Source organism: Endozoicomonas sp. 2B-B (genome assembly GCF_053470045.1).
In genome coordinates, this window is record NZ_JBLZMU010000001.1 from 6,137,192 (window position 1) to 6,161,755 (window position 24,564).

4 protein-coding genes are annotated in these 24,564 nt (G+C 49.9%); all 4 read left to right on the forward strand.

All coding sequences use genetic code 11. The features are described from left to right. Nucleotides 1–30: 30 nt before the first annotated feature. The 4 genes from ACOMHB_RS22525 to ACOMHB_RS22540 all read left to right on the forward strand — a co-directional run bounded on the left by ACOMHB_RS22525 (nt 31) and on the right by ACOMHB_RS22540 (nt 23,968). The gene (locus tag ACOMHB_RS22525; RefSeq protein ID WP_448218294.1) at nt 31–7,488 is read left to right on the forward strand and encodes an AAA family ATPase; all 7,458 of its coding nucleotides are present in this window, start codon (nt 31–33) and stop codon (nt 7,486–7,488) included. 113 nt (nt 7,489–7,601) lie between these two features. After that, complete coding sequence (locus ACOMHB_RS22530; protein ID WP_448218295.1) at nt 7,602–15,029, forward strand: AAA family ATPase; 7,428 nt, start codon at nt 7,602–7,604, stop codon at nt 15,027–15,029. Between the two features lie 499 nt (nt 15,030–15,528). Beyond that, a complete protein-coding gene (locus ACOMHB_RS22535; protein WP_448218296.1) occupies nt 15,529–23,118 on the forward strand; it encodes an AAA family ATPase in 7,590 nt (2,529 codons plus the stop codon). A 142-nt stretch (nt 23,119–23,260) separates the two neighbouring features. Further along, nucleotides 23,261–23,968, forward strand: coding sequence for a hypothetical protein (locus ACOMHB_RS22540; RefSeq protein ID WP_448218297.1), 708 nt, complete (start codon nt 23,261–23,263; stop codon nt 23,966–23,968). Nucleotides 23,969–24,564: the final 596 nt, after the last annotated feature.

Here is a 24,564-nt window from a genome sequence, read left to right on the forward strand (position 1 = left end):
TCAAGCAGTCCTCCGGGAGAGAGATTGATTATGCATGGTCAGATAGGTGAAAAAACAGACAGTCCTGTTCTTGAGAGATACGTGCCTGATGGACGTGTGCCAGCCAAGCAACCATCAGAGGAAAAGGAAAAGGGCATAGAAATCTGCTACCAGGTGACGTCCAAACTGAAGACATCGCCCTCTTCGGTGGCAATGCCTGACAAAGTGAGAACCGTATCCTCAGCCGATTCCTCACTGCAAAAAAAACCTCACGCCTTCGATTTTCGTTTTGTCGCCAGTGATGATGAGGTTCGACAGCTTTTGGTTGCCCGAACCTGCGATGAACATCAGGATGTCACCCTCATTTCTCATCCCGATGACCTCTCACAGGCTAATCTGGTGACCCGGTTGAGCATTTCCGGGGAGGGTCGCCATACTTTGCGTTCAGGTAAGCTCTTTGAAGGTTCAGAGCCATTAACCCTGTTGATAGATATCCGAAAACTCAGCAGCGAGGATTTGCCCAAATTTAACGATCTGCTGGACCCGGATAATCCCTGTCTGTACGACAAAGTCAACCAGCAGAAACGCCCTCTGGGTGAGCATGTTTCTGTGCTGGTTGTGGCAGACCCTAAACAGTTGGCATCGGTTGGCAAGCGTGACGAAGCTTCGCCGGTCGGCGCACCAGGCGCTGACTTTTGGCGGCGCATTAATCGGCCAGGTAATACCTGGCAGTTCGAAGCTCGAATCAGCAATCACCCGTCGATGACTGTCAACAAGGTTCCTCCGGTTTTGGCTGAACTCCCCTCCAGCGAAAGCACCATAAACGACAAAAGTGTTTTAATTAACTGTCACTTGCACAGTCACTGGCGACAGTTACTGATGGGCGGTCCCGGAGTCGATAAACAGGGGCGAATCCAGCATATACCCGGCAGGCTTGAGTCTTTGAAAGCCGGACAACGAGTCATTCTGAAAGGAGCCGACTGGCAGGACCTGACTTTTGAGCAGACGATTCGACAGCTGTTGGCGCAACAGTGCTTTGAAAGCAATGACAAGGTCTGTCCGTTACCCGACGATGTTCAGTTTTATCAAATGCCGGTTGACAATGACGAGCTTTATTCACTGTTTCAAAGCCTCTCCTGCTCTGATAATGCACCAGGAAACCCAATCATTATTAACCAGAGTAATATCAGCGAATGGCTGAGCCCTACTGCCATTGCCCCGGAAGGCTATGCAACAACCAACACCTGTCTGTTGGAACAGGTTCAGGCGGGAGGTGTCGTCACCGTAACCTCTCCCCTCACTGAGGCACTCTGGTTTCGTTTGCTCGGTTCACTGCAGACGATTCGCGAGACAACCGGCCTGCAACCCAAACTTCAGGTGGCTCATTCTAAACAGCAGCCGGAAGCTCTGGGGTTGAATGAACACGACGAATGCCTTTTGTCCAGGCTACAAAATACAATCAGAGATACTGTCGCCGTTAATACCGCCACTTACCAGCAAAATGCCCAGGCAAATCACTGGATCAATCATCAGCCGGAAGCCCCTCTGGTCATTCAGGTCAATGAACAGACCGGCTTCAACCAGCTATTTGATAATATCCATATCGCCTCGGAACAAAAGGCCCATTTTGGACGAAGTCAAAGTAAGTTGCAGAAGGCATTGACTGCGGGTAAGCCTGTTGTGCTTCTGGGACTGGAGACTAATCCAGCGCTTCAGCAGCTTCTGGAACCCCTGATGGTTGGGCAACCTCTGTTGGTGAATGGTCAATTACAGGCCTACCCACAAGCTCGTGTCACACTCCTCTGTCCTGAGTCTTTGAAAAGCTCATCTTCAGTATTTAATTCGCTGGTTTCCACGGGTAAGCCCTGTCCTGAAGTCGATCTTTGGGATATCAATGCCGACAGGCATGATATCTCCCGGACTGAATTGCCAGAACAAGCAATTTGCTCACTTTACGAAGCCTTTAAAACCGTACCTGGCGACCTTTGTAATCCTCTGCCTGAAATGACCGAAGGGTTATTGAATAACCTGATACTGGCTGCCCGGCGAGCACGGCAGACCGACCAGTCCCCACAGCTCCTGCCCTGCCACTGGCGCAAGGCTATCAACAGCGTTATCACCCACGGCACCCGGCAGAATCCGTCAGTGCGTGATTTTATGAAAGTGGCTTGCTGGTACTTGTTACCGGACAAGGATCAAGCCGCCTCGGTAGACCCGGATCGGTTAAATGGCATCATCAACAGTGCCCTGCGGCTGGATAGAGAGTTTGTGGAGCAGAACCCCTGGCAACTGGCCCGGGCCTTTGACCCGGCGGTGTTTAATGGCGACTTACAACTGTCCTATGACAATCCATTTCCAGAATGGGATGGACAAGGAGTCCCGGACAGTTTCTGCGCCATGATCCTGGCCCATGCTCCTGAAGAAAAACAACAGGCAATGGCGAATCAGTTGGCAGTCGATCCAGCGGCAGCAGAACAATATCAATCCTTAGTCGTCAGGCCATCAAGACAGATCAAACGTCTGCAAGACGCACTGGCCTCTGGCTGGCTGTTGTCTTTGCCACTGGGGCAGACCCGATCCGATGCCATTCACGCTCTGGTCTGCGACTGCTTACACATTGCCAGGGGAGAATATGTCACAGAAAATCCTGACGCAGAACGCATTGAACGCATAGAAAATCGACTGTCTGATTCGCTACGGAGGGGTTCTGCTTATAGGCCATTGTCAGCACTGGCCCAGGATCTTTATCACGGCAAGATGAGTCAAGAGGATCGTGAAAGCCGTCGATTATCCCGGCTCCATGACCGGCTTAAAGACTCTCCCGTTCTATTCCTTGAGGGAGAAACCGGCACCGGGAAAAGTTACTTTTCCGCCAAAATGGCAAGGGCTTCAGGACGGGCTGCGGTCATTTCTCTTGGACCTTCTGACAGCGAACAGACCCTGATGAAACGCTGGCAGTGGCAACAACACGCCGACGGCGACCGCTCGATGGTGCAGCAAAACCGGGCATTGATGGAATGGGCCAAGACTCCGTCCGACAAGGATGGACACTATGTCACTCTGGTTCTGGATGAAGCCAACCTGGCCAAAGCCGGATTGCTGGCATCATTGAACGGCCTCTGGGAACCGCAACCCTGCATTTACGTCAATGGCCATCCTGTCAGGGTCGGCCCGAAACACCGGGTGATTCTTACCGGCAACCCGGATCATTACTCCGGGCGCCAAATGGACCCGGCCCTGAAAGAGAAACTGCCCAGAGTTTACTACCCTCGCCTGGATCAGGCATTCCTTCGGGACAGAGTGGTGGAACCGGCTCTGTTCAGGCATCTACAAGAGCATCTGCCGGAGCATCAAATAAACGACTTTGCAGACAGTGCCAGCAACAGTGTGATGGCACTCTGGCAATATTATCAGGAGCTGTTGCCAGAGCATGAGTTTACCCCCAGGGATTTAACGGATATCTGCAGTTGGGTGGGCTGGTATCTGGATCATGCCCTGCCCGCTCGCGGCACTGTGACCTGTGAGCAAATAAACAGTTTGATCCAACAAAGTTTTCGGGATGTACTGGGGCCTGAAATCACCGAGACTCAGCAGGATGCCCTGTCAGCACTGGAAATCTGGTTTGCTGCCCGTTACAAATCAGAGAACACCCTGAGCGACAGAGTTCGTAACAAGACCCTGTCAGATATTCAGCAGACCTTCAGCACAGTCAGCGAAAAAATCCGACCAGACTTTGATACCTCCGGATCGGCAGTCTGTGAGCTGGTGCAACGACTTGGACAGGATTTAAACCGCTGTCAGCAGGCTTATCATTTCATCAGGAAACACGGCGGTCGTCAGGCAACACTGATTGAAGGCCCGGCGGGACGAGGTAAAGATGCCACGCTGAACCTGGTGATTGAAGCTATTAAAAAGCAGGCTGAGCAACAGGATGAATACATGCCGGAAGTCTATCTTCTGAATGCCTGTGATTGTTCCTGGGACAAACTGTGTGAAAAGATCCAAAAGGCAAAAGTCGATGGCGGCATCGTGGTGATTTCAGAAATGAATCTGATCGACAGCCAGCACCTGGAAGGTGAGTTAAACGATATTCTGGCCGGTGACGCCCATCCGGGTTTCCACCTGTTTGCCACCATCAACCCGCCTGAGTACAGTGGGCGAAAACCCTTATCACCAGCGCTGAAAGGACGTTTTCGGCATTTGCCCATCCGGCAGTATAACCCGGCAGAATTACAGACCATTGCCGAAAAGCTGTTGCCAGAGTCCCCGGAATGGACATTCGTCGCTAAAAAGCTAACAGAAAAACATTGTCTTTTAAGGGCTTACCTGCAGCGCAAAAAACTGCCATTGCAACCCACCAGCCGTGATTTACAGAATGTCGCCAGGGCTGTCTTCAGAGGCGGCGATTTTACTGACAGAGCACTTCATCAATGCCTCCATCAACACTACCGGCTTTACCTGATGGCTGCCAACCTATCGCTGGATGAACTGCCCGAATCTTCGGCTCTTGCCCTTGATAAAGGTGAACTTGATTCCGGCCTGTGCGAATGGTTCAACCGGACAGTACCGGACGTTGATCGTCCATGGCTGATTCGACGCAGTGATCACAACAGTGTTGATGAAAAAAACCACGAAATTTGTTTCAACACTCTTTTGAATGAAGAGGACGCCAAAAAGGAAATCATCAAGAGGGTAGCTCAGGCAAAATGGCAGGCATCCGGTCTATCCCTGAAGCCGGATGAGTCCGACAATACGCTCATCCGGGCACTATACCGACACTGGCAGCAACGCTGGTTTGATCGCCAGTTTGGCTGGGCAGGCGCAGACGGCAATAGTGTTTTTCCCATGACGGAAGAACAGAAACAAACGCTGAGACTATCGGCTTGCCAGCCTTACCTTCAGGAGGCTGATCGGCAGATAAGTGCATGGAACGCTCGTGACCTTCAAGGGTGGTCTGCATTTTGGAACCAGCTAAGTGATCTGACGAATCATCTGGTAGACAATTTTATTAACGATGCATCACAAGACATACCACAAGTCCATGACCAACAGGCTCCGGCATTGGCTCAGGGAACCGACCAAGAGCCACAACCTCTAAACCGGGCGTTGACTATTGACGGTGATAAGGCTCCTGAAAAATACCTCCCGGAAGACCACGAGGAACAGGCTCCGGCATTAGACCGGAAAACGAACTATAAGGCTCTGCAAAAGCCACAAATTTACCGCTATATAATTTTTGATTTACCGAACCATTTTCCCGGGATTTATCGATGGTGGGCAAAGGATATTTATGTATCTGCTGAGGGTGAAATCAAAAGTATCAATATCAGTCATCAGTTCATACAGGGGGCCGAAGTTCTCATACCTGCCCGGTTGCCAGAACAGGATCAGGAACTGATATTAGCCAGCGATCAAACCCTGGCAACCCTGGACATCTCATCCGACAATGGTCAATTTGCATTGCCCAGCCTGACAGTTAACGACTATATCGTGGCCCTGCGAACAGAACCCCGTTTGCCATTCACCCTGATCAGGGATCGATATACCGGGCTTCACACACTCTCTGCTCCAGAGGCCAAAGCCAACCAGAGTATCCGATTTGCTTATGTTGTAGAACACAGAAAAGCGGACCAGAAAACACCTGCCGGAGCAGCCCGCCGCGAACGATCAACAGGTTTTGACAGCCACTGTTCAGAAGGTATGAAAACAGTACTCAGGGAACTGCTTGAGAACATTGAGCAACAACTACCCGAAATACAAATGCCTTTGCAGAGAATAAAAAGCGCTGAAAACACGAGACAACGCATTGATGCAATCGGGGACTATTGCCGAGAGTTTTCCGGTGCTGCTATGCCAGAGCAAAATGGCAATTTTTTGCACTTCCTCATAACACAGCGGCAAGGCAGCTGTCGTCATCGTGTGCCTGTTTTTATCGCTTTTTGTCGTTATTTTGGTATTCCATGTCGGCAAATATCTAACCGTACCCATGCCTTTGCAGAGTGTTCTGTGGATGGTGGTCAAACCTGGGAGCCAGTGGATTTGGGCGGGTCGCCTGTCGAGGCAACAAAAACCCTGTCTTTCTTCCAGCCCAACAGAAGGGTCAGCGGTTCTGGTTCTGAGTCGAAGAAGATCGGTGATCTCCTGAAAGAGGCTGATTCAGCACAACGGCAAGCTTTGGCTGAGGCCATGGGTATGGGCCTTGAGGAATTGAACAACGTCCTTGAGACAGGCAGTGCACTGCCAGCAACGAACCTGAACACTTACAACACGGTATTGAATCTCTGGGCGAGAGGAGATTTAACCGGTTTTGTCATGGGTGTCTCAATATTACTGGAGACAGAAACATTGGGCTATTTTGAGATGAAATTGATCGGCGAATTGGATGACAGTAAAGGTCGTCACAGGCCAATGTCCAAGGCGGTCAAACAGATATTGTCCAAAAGTGATGAAAATCAGGTCACTGAACAACTCAGGTTACTGCACTCAAAAATGATAAATCAGGCTGGGGCCGACCCTGAAGACTGGTTGAATTCAATAACACGTATATTGAAAGAGAGTAACCTGGACAACCCTTCGGTTATTCACTTTGCCTATGAAGCCCTGAAATCGGGATGGCTGGATCCACTGCCGGACTGCAAGAGCCTTGTTAAGGGAGCCATTGAACATCATCAGCTTTTGGTGCGTCTGGAAGGCGTCGATGAGCTAAAGGCCAGAGCCGCCCAGTGTCTGAAAATGTGGTACCGGGGATTATTGTCCAGGGGAAAAAATAGCCTGGAATGGGAACGCAGTTATAAACGCTTCCAACGGGAACATGGTGATACCTTGTTCGTCACTCATTGTCATGAAGGGTTTTCGCCACTGCTTGAAGAAAAAATGACCAGCTCATCCATAAAGACCGTCTGGACGGACGAACCTCAGGGCACTCCGAATATAGAAAAAATGTTGCTGCACCATCCTGCATTTGTGAAGTTAAACTCGGGCAAGGCAAACCACCGTCCGGTGATTATCGTGGGGCAACCTCACTGGTACGGCTCTGTGCTCTATGAAAAGATCGAAGCTCTGATTCAAACAGCCGTTGAGAATAGCCTGAACTCGAAGCAACTGTCGCAAATAAACGAACTAGCCCACCTTGGGATATCTCCTGAGGATGCAGGCTTTTTGAGTGATTCAAACGAGAGATGCTTGCATGCGTTAATACAGGCCTTCAGTCTTTATCTTTACGGAGTGACACGCTCGAAAGGCGATTGTTTAACCTATTGTTGGGGCGGTGATGCCAACAGGCCGGAATATGGCGCTCATGACCCATCCTCACCAGAAGAGCTGTATGCCATGATGGCTTCTGTTTTCAGCTCTTATTCTTTTGAGAACTCTGTTAAGGATGACTACCTACGGCAGGCACTCAACACCAGTAATGCTCTGATACTCAAACCCAATGAGCTGACAGAAATTGCTGATGAATTTTTGAGCAATATGAATTTAAATTCGTTTTATGAGTCATTAAGAATGTGATCATAGATGACTTCCTTCAATGGCATAACTATCCAAATGAACTTCTCTTCAATCCGAAGGTCAAATGATCAAACAATTTCAATTTAGCCTCTCAAAGGACAGGAGAAGTGGCTATGGATGGCCAGATTGGCGGAGGAATAACCCCCTCCTTTTGTAACAATGGCGTATCCCATAATGGCATGCCAGCAGAGAGATCACAGTTCGGTTCACCGCCAAAGGTTGAAGGCATCGACCCTGTTGTCACTGTCAAAGCTTTATCGTCAACTCCGATGACCTTGTCTGACAGAGCAGGTACCCTTTCCTCAACCGATTCCTCACAGGCAGCCCCTTATTCCTTCGATTTCCGTTTTGTTGCCAATGATGATGAGGTTCGACAGCTTCTGGCTGCCCGAACCGGCGATGAAGGTCGGGATGTCATCCTTATTTCCCACCCCGATGACCTTTCACAGGCTAATCTGGTGAGCCGGTTGAGTATTGCCGCCGACGGTCGCCACACTCTGGGTTCTGGCAAGCTCTTTGAAGGTTCAAAGCCACTAACGCTGGTGATGGATATCCGAAAACTCACCAGCGACGAGCTGCCAAAGTTTAACGATCTGCTGGACCCGGATAATCCCTGTCTATACGACAAAGTCAGCCAGAAGAAACGCCCTCTGGGTGAGCATGTTTCTCTATTGGTCCTGGCAAGCCCTGCGCAGCTGGCATCGGTTGGCCAGAGCTACGAAGCGCCCTCGGCCGACGCACCCGGTGCTGATTTCTGGCGCCGAATTAATCGACCGGAAAATACCTGGTGGTTCGATGCTCAGACCGGCAATGACCCATCAATGAGCATCGACAAGGTTCCTCCAGTATTGACTGAATTCCCCGCCGAAAGTGTTTTGGATGACGGCAATACTGTTCTTATTGACTGTCACTTACACAAAAACTGGCGACACATACTTCTGGGCGGCCCCGGAGTGGATCAACAGGGGCGAATCCGGCATCTCCCCGGCAGGCTTGAGTCATTAAAAGCCGGACAACGGGTCATTCTGAAAGGGGCCAACTGGCAGGACCTGGCCTTTGAACAGTCGATTCGTCAGATGCTGGCGCAACAATGTTTTGAGAGCAACGGGAATATTTGTCCGTTACCCGACAATGTTCAGTTTTATCAAATGCCGGTAGGGAATGATGAGCTTCGTTCATTGTTCCAGAGCCTTTCCTGCTCCTGCGACAGAGAAGGTGACACAGAAGGTGAAAAAGGACTTGATAAAGAGCAGGCACCAGGAAACCCGATCATCATTAACCAGGGTAATATCAATGAATGGCTGAGCCCTATTGCCATTGCCCCGGATGGCCATGCAGCCCCAAACACCTGTCTGTTGGAACAAGTTCAGGCGGGGGGTGTCGTCACCGTAACGTCTCCCCTCAGTGAGGCGCTCTGGTTTCGTTTGCTGGGTTCACTGCAGAGGATTCGCGAGAAGACAGGTTTGCAGCCAGGGCTTCAGGTGGCTCATTCAAAACGGCAGCCGAAAGTCCTGGGCTTGGCAGAAAACGATGAATACCCTCTGCCCATGCCACTGGAAAAAACCAGAAATCGCGCTGCCTTTGAAACAGTCACTTATCAGCAACATGCCCAGGCAAGCCATTGGATCAATAATCACCAGCCAGCACCTCTGGTCATTCAGGTCAATGAACAGACCGGCTTCAGCCAGCTATTTGATAATATCCATATCACCTCGGAGCAAAAGGCCCATTTTGGACGAAGTCAGAGTGAGTTGCAGAAGGCATTAACCGCTGGCAAGCCGGTCGTATTCCGTGGGCTGGAGAGTAATCCAACGCTTCAGCACCTGCTGGAACCTCTGGCTGCCGGGCAACCTCTGTTGGTGAATGGCCAATTACAGGCCTACCCACAAGCTCATGTCACCCTGCTCTGGCCTGAGTCTGCCAAGAGCCCGTCTTCAGTATTTAATTCGCTGGTCGCCACAGGTAAACGCTGCCCTGAAGTCGATCTCTGGGCTATCAATGCCGACAAGCATCATATCCCCGGAACTGAGCTGCCAGAACAAGCAGTTGATAAACTTTACAAAGCGTTTAAAACCGTACCTGTCGGCCTTAAAAACTCTCTGCCTGTAATGACCGAAGGGTTGTTGAATAACCTGATACTGGCTGCCCGGCGGGCAAAGCAGGTTGACCAGTCCGCGCAGCTCCTGCCCTGCCACTGGCGCAAGGCCATCAATAGCGTCATCACCCATGGTACCCGGCTGCATCCGACTGTGAGGGATTTTATGAAAGTGGCCTGTTGGCACTTGTTACCAGATAAGACGCCGGACGAAGATCAAACCGCCTCGATAGACCCGGATCACTTAAATGCCATTATCAACAATTCTCTGCGCCTGGATAGAGCGTTTGTGGAGCAGAACCTGTGGTCACTGGCCAGAGCCTTTGACCCGGCAGTCTTTGATGAAAAATTACAACTGTCCTATAAAAGTCCATTTTCAGAGCAGAATGAAAAAGAAGTTCTGGACAGGCTCTGTACCATGATCGTCGCCAATGCACCTGAAGAAAAACGAGATGCGATGGCGTATCAGTTAGAAGTCGATCCGGCGGCATCAGAGCCCTGTCAATCATTAGCCGTCAGGCCAACAAAACAGATTAAACGTTTGCAGGATGCACTGGCTTGTGGCTGGCAGTTAACTTTGCCATTGGGGCAGACCCGATCCGATACCATTAACGCCCTGGCCAGCGATTGTTTTCATAGGGCCAGAACAGCGACTTCCAAAACAGAAGGCATTGAACGCATAGAACATCGACTGTCTGAATCACTGAAATGGACGGGTTCCACTGATATGCCCTTATCAGCACTGGCCCGGGATCTTTATCACGGTGAGATAAGTCAGAAGGATCGTGAAAGTCGTCGCTTATCCCGACTCCATGACCGGCTTACGGACTCTCCTGTTATATTCCTGCAAGGGGAAACCGGCACCGGAAAAAGTTACTTTTCCGCCAAAATGGCGAACGCTTCAGGGCAGGCTACGGTCATTTCCCTTGGGCCTTCCGACAGCGAACAGACCCTGATGAAACGCTGGCAGTGGCAACAACACGCCGATGGCGACCGCTCTATGGTGCTGCAAAACCGGGCGCTGATGGAATGGGCCAAAACCGAATCCGACAAAGACGGAGGCTGTGTTGGAAAAGAGTACATTACCCTGGTTCTGGATGAAGCCAACCTCACCAAAGCCGGATTGCTGGCATCATTGAACGGCTTATGGGAACCGCAACCCTGCATCTATGTGAATGGTCATCCTGTCAAGGTCAGCGAAAAACACCGGGTGATTCTTACCGGCAATCCCGATCATTATTCCGGGCGCCAAATGGACCCGGCCCTGAAAGAGAAACTGCCCAGAGCTTACTACCCTCGCCTGGATCAGGCATTCCTTCGCGACAGGGTAGTGGAGCCGGCTCTGGTCAGGCATTTACAACGGCATCTGCCGGAGCAGCAAATAAACGACATTGCACACAGTGCCAGCAAGAGTGTGATGGCACTGTGGCAATTTTATCAGGAGCTGTTGTCCGGGCATGAATTTACTCCCAGGGATTTAACGGATATCTGCAGTTGGGTGGGTTGGTATCTGGATCGTGCCTTATCCAAAGAAGACAGTGCCAGCTGTGAGCAATTGAACAGTTTGATCCGGCAAAGTTTCCGGGATCTACTGGGTCCCGAAATCACCGAGACTCAACAGGATGCCCTTTCGGCACTGGAAATCTGGTTTGCTGCACGCTACCACCCGGACAACACCCTGCGCGACAGAGTTCATAACCAAACCTTGCCAGACATTCTGCAGGACTTCAGAACATTGACCAAAGAAATCCGACCTGAGTTTGATACCTCCGGATCGGCGGTCATTGAGCTGGCACAACGGCTTGGACAGGATTTAAGCCGCGCTCAGCAGGCTTATCATCTCAACATAAAACACGGCGGACGACAGGCGACGCTGATTGAAGGTCCGGCTGGACGGGGTAAGGATGCCACGCTGAATCTTATGATCGAAAGTATCAAACAGCAGGCTGAACAACAGGGAGAGTCGATGCCGGAAGTTTTTCTCCTGAATGCCTGTGATTGTTCCTGGGACAAAGTGTGTGAAGCCATCCAGAAGGCAAAAGTCGATGGCGGCATCGTTGTAATTTCGGAGATGAACCTGATCGACAGCCAGCACCTGGAAGGGGAGTTGAACGATATTCTGGCCGGTGACGCCCATCCGGGTTTCCACCTGTTTGCCACCATCAACCCGCCTGAGTACAGCGGGCGAAAACCCTTATCACCGGCGCTGAAAGGGCGTTTCAGGCATTTGCCGATCCGGCAGTACAGCTCGACCGAATTACAGACCATTGCCGAAAAAGTCTTGCCAGCGAACGAGCAGGGAAAAATCATGGCTAAACGGTTGACTGAAAAACATTGTCGTTTAAGAACCTGCCTGCAACGGAAAGACCTGCCGTTACAACCGACCAGTCGCGATTTACAGAATGTCGCGATGGCTGTTAACAGAGAAGGCGATTTTAGCGAAAAAGCACTTCGTCAATGCCTCAATCAGCACTACCGACTTTACCTGATGGCTGCAAAACTATCGCTGGAGGAACTGCCAGATCCATCAGCTATTGCCATGAGTAATGGTGAGTTTGATTCCGGACTTTGCAAATGGTTAAACCAAACAATATCGGACATTGATCGTCCGTGGTTGATACGACGCAGTTATCTCAACAGTACGGATGAGAAACGCCATGAAATGCTTATTGATGCTGATCTGAATGCAAAGGAAGCCAGAACGGAGATCATCAAAAGACTGGCTCAGGCCCGGTGGCGGGCATCCGGTCTTTCCCTGAAACCGGATGAATCGGACGATATCCTCACCCAGGCACGGTACCGACACTGGCAGCAACGCTGGTTTGATCGTAACTTTTGCCAGACAGGCATGGACGCCAATAGCGTCTTTCCCCTCTCGGAAGAACAGGAACAAACGCTGAAATTACCAGCTTCCCAGCCTTATCTTCAGGACGCTGAACAGCGGATAGCGGCATGGAATGCCCATGACGTTAAACTATGTGACATTAAACTATGGCCTGCATTTTGGCATCAGATGGGCGGTCTGCAGAACCTTCGGGTTGACGGTTGCAGTAACCAAGTGTCAGCTGTTGGCGGTGATAAGGCTCCTGAACCCTACAATCCCGAAGTCCACGAGAATCAGGCTCCGACATTGGATCGGACAACGGACTATGAGTGCCAGGAGATACCACAACTTGAGGATTATAAAATTTTTAAGACACAGAGCCCTTCCTATATGTATCGCTGGCGGGCAAAGGATATTTATGTGTCTGCTGAGGGTGAGGTTAAAGAGATCGATCTTAATGATAAAGACATTGATGGCTTCGAAAACCTCATACCGACCCGGTTGCCGGGGCCTGATCAGCAACTGACATTAACCAGAGATCAAACGCTGGCGACTTTTAACCGGATATCGGGCAATGGTCGACATGCATTGCCCAGCCTGACAGTTAATGACTATATCGTGGCCCTGCGTTTAAAACCTGATGTGCCATTTACCCTGGTCAGGAACCGATATACCGGTCTTCATACACTGACTGTTACTGAGGTCCAGGCCAACCAGCGTATTCACCTGGCTTATGTCGTAGAATCCAGAGAGCCGGGCAAAAAAACGCCTGCCAAAGGAACCCGTGCGGAACGATCAACATGGTTTGACAGCCACTGTTCAGAAGGTATCAAAACCGTACTGGATGAACTGTTCGCGAGAACTGACCACCCATCCGAAGTAAAGATGCTGTTGCGGCAAATAAAATCCCCTAAAAACACGCTGCAACGAATCAGGGCGATCACGGACTATTGCCGACTGTTTTCGGGTAAGGTTCAACCAGAGCGCCATGAAAATTTCTTTAAATTCCTTGTAACACAGCGGCAAGGGCACTGTCTTCATCGTGTGCCTGTTTTTATTGCTTTTTGTCGTTATTTCGGGATTCCCTGTCGAAAGATTCAAAGCGCTATTCACTCATTTGCCGAGTACTCCGTGGATGACGGTCAAACCTGGAAATCCGTGGATTTGGGTGGAGCACCTTTCAAGGCAATAGAAATCCTGTCTGCTTTCCAGCCCAACAGAAAGATCCGTTGTTCCAGCGATGAGTCAAAGAAGATTGAGGCTTTCCTGAAAGGGGGTGATTTGGCCCAAAAGCAAGCTCTGGCTAAAAACCTTGGCGTGAGTCTGGAGGAGCTGAACAAAGCCCTTGAGAAAAACAGTGCATTGCCGGAAACCCATTCAGGTAATTCCAAAATGGTAAAGAACCCTCGGCAGGAAAACAATTTAGCCGGTTTTCTCATGGGAGTCTCAATGCTGGAGACATTGGAAACCAAAGCACTGATCGATCAGGAAATGGACTTTAAACTGATGAGAGGAGCATTAATGCACATATTGTGCAACAGTGCTGAATATCAGGTCATTGAACGACTCAAGTCAATCCATTCGACAGTGATTGATCAGGCCGAAGCAAGCAGTTTAAAGTGGATAATGACATTGCTGCACATATTGCAAGACATCGACATAACCAGACTTTCGGCTATCCACCTGGCACTTGGTGCCATGGAATTGGGTTGGCTGGATCCAGTGCACTTTGACAACCGTCTCTGGGGATTTGATAGATATCACCAGATATTTGTGCGTCTGGAAGGCGTCGATGAACTGAAGGTTAAAGCCGCTGATTGCCTGAAAAAATGGTATAAGCATGTATTCAGGAAAAAAAGTAGCCCTGCATGGCGGTTGGCTTACAGGAACTTCCGGGAGAAAGAAGGTGATGCCTTATTGGTCACTCACTGTCATAACGGGCTTTCGCAGTCTTTTGAAGATTTCATTATCAGTCGGTCTTTAGGGACCGGCTGGTCGAACGAACCTGAGGGTATGCCGAATATAGAACGAATGCTGGTGCACTCGCCTGCGTTTCCAAAGTTAATCTCGGGCAAGGCGAACCACCGTCCGGTGATTATCATGGGGCAGCCTTCCTGGAACAGCACTGTGATTAATGAAAGGGTCGAAGCCCTGTTGCAACGAAAAGTTGACAATAGCCCGGAATTGAAACAGTTATTGGAAAAAGCCATACAACAGCCCTTTGACGTATTAAGGCAGAATCAGAAGCTTTTAGATGATTTAAGAGCCATATACAGGCGGGCAATTCAGCAGGCCTTTAGTCATTACCTGTATGAAGTGACGCATTCGAAAGGTGGTAGCTTAACGTATTGTTGGGCCGATGCTACCGTGAAGCCTGAAATTGATAAACCATACAAATATGGAGCTCGTGATCCATCCTCACCGAAACAGCTGTATGCCATGATGTCTGAAATCAACAGCTCTTCCTGGTTTCAGGAATATGGCAGGGATGCCTACTTGCGCCAGGCATTCAACGACAGTAACGCTCTGATACTCAAATCCGGTGAGCTGACAAAAATTGCCGAAGAGTTTTTGAACAGCGTGAATTTGGATTCGCTTTATGAGTCACTGGATACAGACTGACACTCCCCGCCCTATCGGGCGAGGGTTCTTGATCGCTCAAGAACGTTTCTGTTTCATAGTTCGTTGCTCAGGGAACAGGCTTGGTTATCGCATAAAAGTTCCACAGTGGGAGCTTTTACGATGGCGAATCAACCCATGCTCCCCAAGTCTCACACAAACTCCACAGACTTAACATCCCGTCTGCCCGACGGTAGGTCTACAAGAGACAGGACAAAAGGTAGCAGTTTACCTGCAAACACTCAACCGGAACGCTCTACGCGTTCCCGCCTTATATCCCCGCCCGCATTGGGCGAGGCTTTACGGCGAAACTGGTAAACAAACCGTCCCTTTAATTCCTTGAGTCCCTCAGGACATTGCCCATATTTTCTGTTTACCATTTCCCTGTGCAACCGGGCCCGGCCTTTATTACCACTAAAATGGAACTTTCATACAAACTGAAAGTCCAATAACTAATCAGTTTCACTTTAGTTGTTCAAATGACAGTGGGGAAATATTGACTATGGACGGTCGTATTGATGTAAAAATATATAAACTCGGTCCTGAGAGTGGCGTGCCGGTCAAGATAGCAAAGCCGGATTTATCTTCAGAGGAAACGAAGGATGTAGGAATCTGCTCAGAAGTAAGCGCCAAACTAAAGATTTCACCCTGTCCGGTGAACTTGCCTGACAAAGCAAGAACCGTATCAGCAATGGAGTTCTCGCTCCAAAAGACCCCTCATGCCTTCGATTTTCGTTTTGTTACCAGTGATGATGAAGTTCGCCAGCTTCTGATTACCCAGACCTCCGATGCGCATCGGGACGTCACCCTTATTTCCCACCCCGATGACCTTTCACAGGCTAATCTGGTGAGCCGGTTGAGCATTGCCGCCGACGGTCACCACACTCTGGGCTCTGGCAAGCTCTTTGAAGGTTCAAAGCCACTGACGCTGGTGATGGATATCCGAAAACTCACCAGCGACGAGCTGCCAAAGTTTAACGATCTGCTGGACCCGGATAATCCCTGTCTGTACGACAAAGTCAGCCAGAAGAAACGCCCTCTGGGTGAGCATGTTTCTCTATTGGTTCTGGCCAGCCCGGCCCAGCTGGCATCGGTTGGCCAGAGCGACGAGGCTCCCGCGGCCGGCGCTCCGGGTGCTGATTTCTGGCGGCGAATTAATCGACCGGAAAATACCTGGTGGTTCGATGCTCAGACCGGCAATGAACCATCGATGGACATCGACAAGATTCCTCCGGTATTGACTGAATTCCCCGCCGAAAGTGTTACGGATGACGGCAATACTGTTCTTATTGACTGTCACTTACACAATAACTGGCGGCAGTTACTTCTGGGTGGCCCCGGAGCGGATCAACAGGGGCGAATCCAGCACGTCCCCGGCAAGCTCGAGTCACTAAGGTCAGGTCAACGGGTGATTCTGAAAGGGGCTAACTGGCAGGATCTGATATTTGAACAGACCATTCGACAGATGCTGGCGCAAAAATGTTTTGAGAGCAATGGCAAGGTCTGCCAGTTACCCGACGATGTTCTGTTTTATCAGATGCCCGTAGGAAATAACGAACTTCATTCGCTGTTCCAAAGCCTGTCTCACTCTGATGAGGAAAGACTTTCCCATAAGGTGCCAGCAAACCGGATCATCATTAACCAGAGTAATATCAGGGAATGGCTGAGCCCGATTGCCATTGCCCCGGAAGGCTACGCAGTCCCTAACACCTGTCTGTTGGAACAAATTCGGGCGGGTGGTTTGGTCACTGTGACGTCTCCCCTCACAGAGGCATATTGGTTTCGTTTGCTGGGCTCACTGCAGACGATTCGCGAGGCGACCGGCCTTGAGCCCCAACTTCAGGTAGCTCATTCAAAACAGCAGCCAAACGCCCTGGGACTGGCAGAAAACGATGAGCACTCTGTGTCCTGCCTGTCCTGCCCAGAAGAAAAAATCAGCGATCAGGCCGCGTTTAGTATCGTCAGTTACCAGCAAGCTGCCCAAGCCAGTCACTGGATCAATAATCAGCCGGAAGCACCTCTGGTCATTCAGGTCAATGAACAGACCCGCTTCAGTCAGCTATTTGATAATATCCATATCGCCTCGGAACAAAAGGCGCATTTTGGACAACGTCGGAGTGCATTGCAGATAGCGTTGACCGCTGGCAAGCCGGTGGTACTCCTGGGGCTGGAAAGCAATCCAACACTTGCGCAGCTTCTGGAGCCCCTGGCCGTAGGCCAACCTCTTTTAGTAAATGGCCAATTACAGACTTACCCAAAGACTCAGGTCACAATACTCTGGCCTGAGTCCTTGCAAAAACCCTTTTCAGTATTTGGTTCGATGGTCGCCACGGGTAAGCCCTGTCCTGCGGTCGATATCTGGGATATCAATGCTATCAGGCATGATATCCCCCGGGCCGATCTGCCAGAACAAGCGCTTCATAGACTTTATGAAGCATTTGCAACGGTACCTGCCGACCTTTGCAACCCTCTGCCTGAAATAACCGAAGAATTGCTGAATAACCTGATACTGGCTGCCCGGCGAGCACGGCAGGTTGACCGGTCCCCACAGCTGCTGCCCTGCCACTGGCGTAAGGCTATCAACAGCGTTATCACCCATGGTACCCGGCAGAATCCGTCAGTGCGTGATTTTATGAAAGTGGCTTGTTGGCAGTTACTGCCCGATGTTCATGAGGATCAGACCGCTTCGGTAGATCCGTACCAGTTAACTGCCATCATCAGTAGTGCTCCGCGGTTGGATAGAAAGTTTTTGAAACAAAACCTGTGGCCACTGGCCAGAGCCTTTGACCCGAGCGTATTTAAACTATTCCAACTGTCCTATAAAAATCCATTTCCATTGCATCATAGAGAAGCAGTTCCAGACAAACTCTGTGCCCTGATTCTGGCCCATGGGCCTGACGAACATCGACAGGCAATGGCGCATCAGTTAGGAGTCAGTCCGGCGGCAGCAAAGCGATATAGACAGTTAGCCATCAGACCATCAAAACAAATTAAACGTTTGCAGGATGCATTGGCTAACGGCTGGCAGTTAACTTTGCCATTGGGGCAGACCCGATCCGATGCCATTCAGGCTCTGGCCAGCGATTGTTTTCACATAGCCAGAACAGCGAATTCCAGGACAGAAGGCATTGAACGTATAAAGCATCGACTGGCTGAATCACTGGCATGGCAGGGTTCCACTGATATGCCCTTGTCAGCACTGGCCCGGGATCTTTATCACGGTGAGATAAGTCAGAAGGATCGTGAAAGTCGTCGCTTATCCCGACTCCATGACCGGCTTACGGACTCTCCTGTTATATTCCTGCAGGGGGAAACCGGCACCGGAAAAAGTTACTTTTCCGCCAAAATGGCGAAAGCTTCAGGGCAGGCTATGGTCATTTCCCTTGGGCCTTCCGACAGCGAACAGACCCTGATGAAACGCTGGCAATGGCAACAACACGCCAATGGTGACCGCTCTATGGTGCAGCAAAACCGGGCGCTGATGGAATGGGCCAAGACCAAATCCGACAAAGGCGGAGGCTGTGATGGAAAAGAATACATCACCCTGGTTGTGGATGAAGCCAACCTTGCCAAAACCGGATTACTGGCATCATTGAGTGGCTTATGGGAACCGCAGCCCTGCATCTATGTAAATGGTCATCCTGTCAAAGTCAGCCCGAAACACCGGGTGATTCTCACCGGTAACCCCGATCATTACGCCGGGCGCCAAATGGACCCGACCCTGAAAGAGAAACTGCCCAGAGCTTACTACCCACGCCTGGATCAGGCATTCCTTCGGGACCAGGTAGTGGAACCGGCTCTGGTCAATCAGTTACAACGGCATCTGTCGGAGTCTGAAATAAACGACATTGCACGCATTACCGCAGAGAGCGTTATGGCACTCTGGCAATATTATCAGGAACTCTTGCCCGAGCATGAGTTTACCCCCAGGGATTTAACGGATATCTGCAGTTGGGTGGGTTGGTATCTGGATCGTGCGTTATCCAAAGGAGACAGTGCCAGCTGTGAGCAAATAAACAGTTTGATCCAACATAGTTTTCGGGATGTACTGGGGCCCGAAATCACCGAAACTCATCAGGATGCCCTGTCGGCACTGGAAACCTGGTTTGCTGCGCGCTACCACCCGGACAATACCCTGAGCAACAAAGTATATAACCACACCCTGCAGGATATGCAGCAGACCTTCGGTATAGTCAGCAAAAAAATCCGACCAGACTTTGATACCTCCGGATCGGCAGTCCGTGAACTGGTGCAGTGGCTTGGGCAGGATTTAAGCCGCAGTCAGCAGGCTTATTATCACGACAGAAAACACGGCGGTCGTCAGGCAACGCTGATTGAAGGCCCGGCTGGACGGGGTAAAGATGCCACATTGGACCTGGTGATTGAAAGTGTCAGAAAGCAGGCTAAGCGACGGGGAGAGTCCATGCCTGAAGTTTATCTCCTGAATGCCTGTGATTGTTCCTGGGACAAAGTGTGTGAAAAGATCCAGAAAGCAAAAGTCGATGGCGTCATCGTGGTGATTTCGGAAATGAACCTGATCGACAGCCAGCATCTGGAAGGTGAGTTAAACGATATTCTGGCCGGTGACGCCCATCCGGGTTTCCACCTGTTTGCCACCATCAACCCGCCTGAGTACAGCGGGCGAAAACCCTTATCACCGGCGCTGAAAGGGCGTTTCCGGCATTTGCCCATCCGGCAGTACAACGCGACCGAATTACAGACCATTGCCGAAAAAGTGTTGCCAGAGTCCTCACAAGGGACATTCGCCGCCAAGACGCTAATAGAAAAACATTGTCGTTTAAGGGCTCACCTGCAACTCAAAAAACTGCCATTGCAACCGACCAGCCTTGATTTACAGAATGTTGCCAAGGCTATCACCAGTGCTGGCGATTTTAGCGAAAAAGCCGTTCATCAATGCCTCAATCAGCACTATCGGCTTTATCTGATGGCCGCCAACTTATCGCTGGAGGAACTCCCCGGGCTATCGGCTATTGCCATGAATAAAGCAGCGCTTGACCCTGAAATGAGCGAATGGTTCTACCAAAGGGTATCGGGCATTGATCGTCCGTGGTTAATACGACACAGTGATCACAACAGTGTTGATGAAAATCGCCATGAAATTTGTTTTAACACTCGTCTGGATAAAGAGAAAGCCAAAGCGGAAATCATCAAGGAGGTGGCTCAGGTCAGGTGGCGAGCATCAGGTCTTCCCCTGAAGCCGAAGCACTCAGACGACATTCTCACACAGGCACTATACAGACACTGGCAACAACGCTGGTTTACGGGTGATTTTGGCCGAACGGGCGTGGACGCTAACAGCGTATTCCCCCTGACAGAAGAACAGAAACAAACGCTGAAATTGTCAACTAACCAGCCTTATCTTAAGGCAGCTGATGCGCGGATAAGGGCATGGAAAACCAATGAAGTTCAATGGTGGCCTGCGTTATGGCATCAGATCAGTGATCTGCCGAACCACCTGGTGGACGATTTTATCAACGAAGCATCCGCTATTGACGGTGATAAGGCTCCTCAACAAGACAAGCCAGAAGTCCACGAGAAACAGGCTTCGGCATTGGCTCAGAAGAGTAACCACGAGCCGCAAGTTAATAACGCGTTGGCTATTTACAGTGATAAGGCTCCGGCATTGGCTCAGAGAAGGAACCATGAGCCGCAATCTGTTAATAACGCGTTGGCTATTTACAGTAATAAGGCTCCTGAAAAATACATTCCGGAAGTCCATGAGAAAAAGGCTCCGGCATTGGACACATCAACAAACTATCAGAGGCTGGCAAAACCAAAATATGACGATTATGTTATTTTTGACAAGCCGGGCCTCTTTACCGGGACCTATCGGTGGATTGCAGAGGATATTTATGTGACTGCCGAGGGCGAAGTCAAAGAGATCAGCATCAATGATAAACACTTGCAGGGAGCCGAAGTCCTTATACCTGCCCGGTTACCAAGGCAGGACCAGGAAGTGATATTAGCCAGCAACCAAACACTGGCAACCTTTTATATGACATCAAAAGATGGTCAATATCCATTGCCCAGCCTGACAGCTAACGACCGTATCCTGGCCCTGTGCATAGAACCCAACCTGGCCTTCACACTACTCAGGGACCGATATACCGGTCTTCACACACTATTTGTTCCAGAAGCCAAAGCCGACCAGAGCATAAGAATTGCTTATGTCGTAGAACCCGGAGAAGCGGGTAAAAAAATACCTGCTAAAGAAGTCCGACCAGCACCATCAAAACGTTTTGACGCCCACTGTTGCGAAGGTATGAAAACAGTGTTGAACAAAGTGTTTGTATCCATTAACGAACAACCACTCAAAGTAAAGCGGCTTTTGGAGACAATAGAAAACGCTGAAGACATAAAGCAACGCATTCAGGCAATCAGGGACTATTGCAAACTGTTTTCCGGTGTTGCTGTACCAGAGCGCAATAAAAATTTCTTTCAATTCCTCGTAATGCAGCGGCAAGGCAAATGCTGTCATCGTGTGCCTGTTTTTATCGCTTTTTGTCGTTATTTTGGCATTTCATGCCGACAAATATCTAATCATATCCACGCCTTTGCAGAGTATTCCCCGGATGGCGGTCAAACCTGGAAGCCAGTGGACTTGGGCGGGTCACCTATCGAAGCAACAAAAATCAAATATGGCTTCCAGCCCAACAGAAGGGTCAGAGATTCTGGCACTGAGTTAAGGAAGATCCGGGATCTCCTGAAAGGGGCTTCTTTAACAGAACAGCAAGTACTGGCTGAAACCTGCGGCATCAGCCCTGGTAAACTCAACAAAGCCCTTAAGACAAAGGGGGCATTACCAAACCTATATCTGAGTACTTACGACCGGGTAAAGAAGCTTTGGGAGAGAAAAGATTTAATCGGTTTCTCCATGGGGGTTTCAATGTTACTGGAGATAGAGGCAGTGGACGATTGCGAGAAGCGACTTGTCAGAGGCATGCTTGACTCTGAGTCCGACAGCAAGCGGTTGTCTGAGGCAGTACAACAAATATTGTCCAACAGTGATGAAGATCAGGTCACTGAACTACTCAAGTCACTCCATTCTAAAATGATTGATCAGTCCGGAGCATGTCCTCGCAAGTGGTTGAATTCGATAGTGAACATATTGACAGACAGTGACTTGACGAATCCTTCGGTTATTCACTTTGCCCATGAAGCCCTGAAATCAGGTTGGCTGGATCCACTGCCGCCCAGTATGGGTTATTTTATTAAGGCCATTCGACATCATGAGCTGTTGGTGCGTCTGGAAGGCGTCGATGAGCTGAAGGTTAAAGCCACCCGTTGCCTGAAAATGTGGTACAGGGAATTGTTGTCCAGGGAAAAAAATAGTCAGGCATGGCAACTTACTTATCAACGTTTCAAAAAGGAAAATGTTGGTGGCTTTTTCGTCACTCATTGTCATGGCGGGTTTTCGCCAACCCTTGAAGCTAACATGGTCAATACATCTTTACAGATCACCTGGACGGATGAACCCGGTGGGGTTCCGAATATAGAACGTATGTTGGTGCACCACCCCGCGTTTGTGCAGTCAAACTCGGGCAAAGCGGACTACCGACCGGTGATTATCCTGGGACCTTGCCATTGGAGCAGAAAATTGCAGGAAAAGGCCGAAGCTCTGTTTCAAAGAAAAGTTGATACCAGACCCGACTTGAAGCAGTTATTGGAAAAACACGAACTGAAGCCCTTTGAGGTTTCACCGGAGAAAGAAAGACTTTTGGATGATTTAAAAGACAAATGCGAACGAGCAATTGAGCAGGTCTTCATTCATTACCTGTATGGAGTGACATGCTCGAAAAGCAGTTGTTTAACCTATTGTTGGGGCGGGGTCGGCAGGACAGAGGACTACTTCGGTGCTCATGATCCATCCTCACCAGAAGAGCTATATGCCATGATGAATAAAATTAACAGCTCTTACTGTTTTCAGAAATCTGTTAAGGATGACTACTTAAGGCAGGTGCAAAACGCCAGTAACGCTCTGATCCTCAGATCCCATGAACTGACAAAAATTGCCGAAGAGTTTGTGAGCAACGTGAATTTAAATTCGCTTTATGACTCATTGGATACGTGATCCTGGTTTGTTCGTCATGAGTTTTTCGAGATTGGTGACTTGCTTCCATAGTCCATCCAAAGGGAACTTCCGTCCTGTCTGAAGGTCAAATTATTAAGGAATTTTAATAAAGGCCTGTAAGATAACAGGAGGGAAACTGACTATGGATGGTCGGATTGGTCCAGCTACAATCAAACACGCCTTTGATGATAACCCTCTTCATAGTGGCTTTTCAGCCAGGTTAGCAAAGCTGGATTTATCATCAGAGGCAAATAATAATGCAGGAATCTGCACTGAAGTCAGGTCCCAACTGAAGCGATCGCCATCTTCGCAGAGAATGCCTGACAAAAAGAGAACCGTCTCCTCGACGGATTCCTCGCGCCAAAAGGCGACTCATTCCTTCGATTTTCGTTTTGTTGACAGTGATGATGAAGTTCGTCGGCTTTTAAGTGCCCAGACCGACGATGCACATCGGGATGTCACCGTTATTTCCCATCCCGATGACCTCTCACAGGCTAATCTGGTGAGCCGGTTGAGCATTGCCACCGACGGTCGCCACACTCTGGGTTTTGGCAAGCTCTTTGAAGGTTCAAGGCCACTGACGCTGGTGATGGATATCCGAAAACTCACCAGTGATGAACTGCCAAAGTTTAATGATCTGCTGGACCCGGATAGCGCCTGTACGACAAAGTCAACCAGAAGAAACGCCCTCTGGGCGAGCATGTTTCTCTATTGGTTCTGGCAGAGCCTGGGCAGCTGGCATCGGTTGGCCAGAGCGATGAAGCACCCGGTGCTGATTTCTGGCGACGAATTAACCGACCGGGAAATACCTGGCAATTCGATGCGCAGACCGGCAAGAACCCATCAATAGAGATAGACTTGGTTCCTCCCTTATTGCCTGAATGCACCAGTGCCGAAAGTGCTATAAACGACAATACCATTATTATTAACTGTCACTTGCACAGCAACTGGCGACAGTTGCTGCTGGGTGGCCCCGGAGTGGATCAACAGGGGCGAATCCAGCACCTCCCTGGCAGGCTTGAGTCATTGAGGGCCGGACAAAGAGTGATTCTGAAAGGCGCCAACTGGCAGGATCTCGCCTTTGAACAGACGATTCGGCAAATGCTGGCGCAGAAGTGCTTTGAGAGCAATGGGGAAATCTGTCCATTACCCGACGATGTTCAGTTTTATCAGATGCCGGTAGGGAAGGACGAGCTTCATTCACTGTTCCAGAGTCTGTCCCATTCTTTATCAGGCAACCCTGTCATCATTAACGAGAGTAATATTGCCCAATGGCTGAGCCCGATTGCCATTGCCCCGGAAGGCTATGCAGTACCCAACACCTGTCTGTTGGAACAGGTTCGGGCCGGTGGTACCGTAACTGTAACGTCTCCACTCACTGAGGCACATTGGTTCCGTTTGCTGGGCTCACTGCAGGCGATTCGTGAGACGACCGGCCTTGAGCCC

What these genes read in the sequence shown, in the direction of transcription:
- ACOMHB_RS22530 (WP_448218295.1), top strand. Translation starts at nt 7,602, where the DNA reads ATGGATGGCCAGATTGGCGGAGGAATAACCCCCTCCTTTTGTAACAAT.
- ACOMHB_RS22535 (WP_448218296.1), top strand. Translation starts at nt 15,529, where the DNA reads ATGGACGGTCGTATTGATGTAAAAATATATAAACTCGGTCCTGAGAGT.
- ACOMHB_RS22525 (WP_448218294.1), top strand. Translation starts at nt 31, where the DNA reads ATGCATGGTCAGATAGGTGAAAAAACAGACAGTCCTGTTCTTGAGAGA.
- ACOMHB_RS22540 (WP_448218297.1), top strand. Translation starts at nt 23,261, where the DNA reads ATGGATGGTCGGATTGGTCCAGCTACAATCAAACACGCCTTTGATGAT.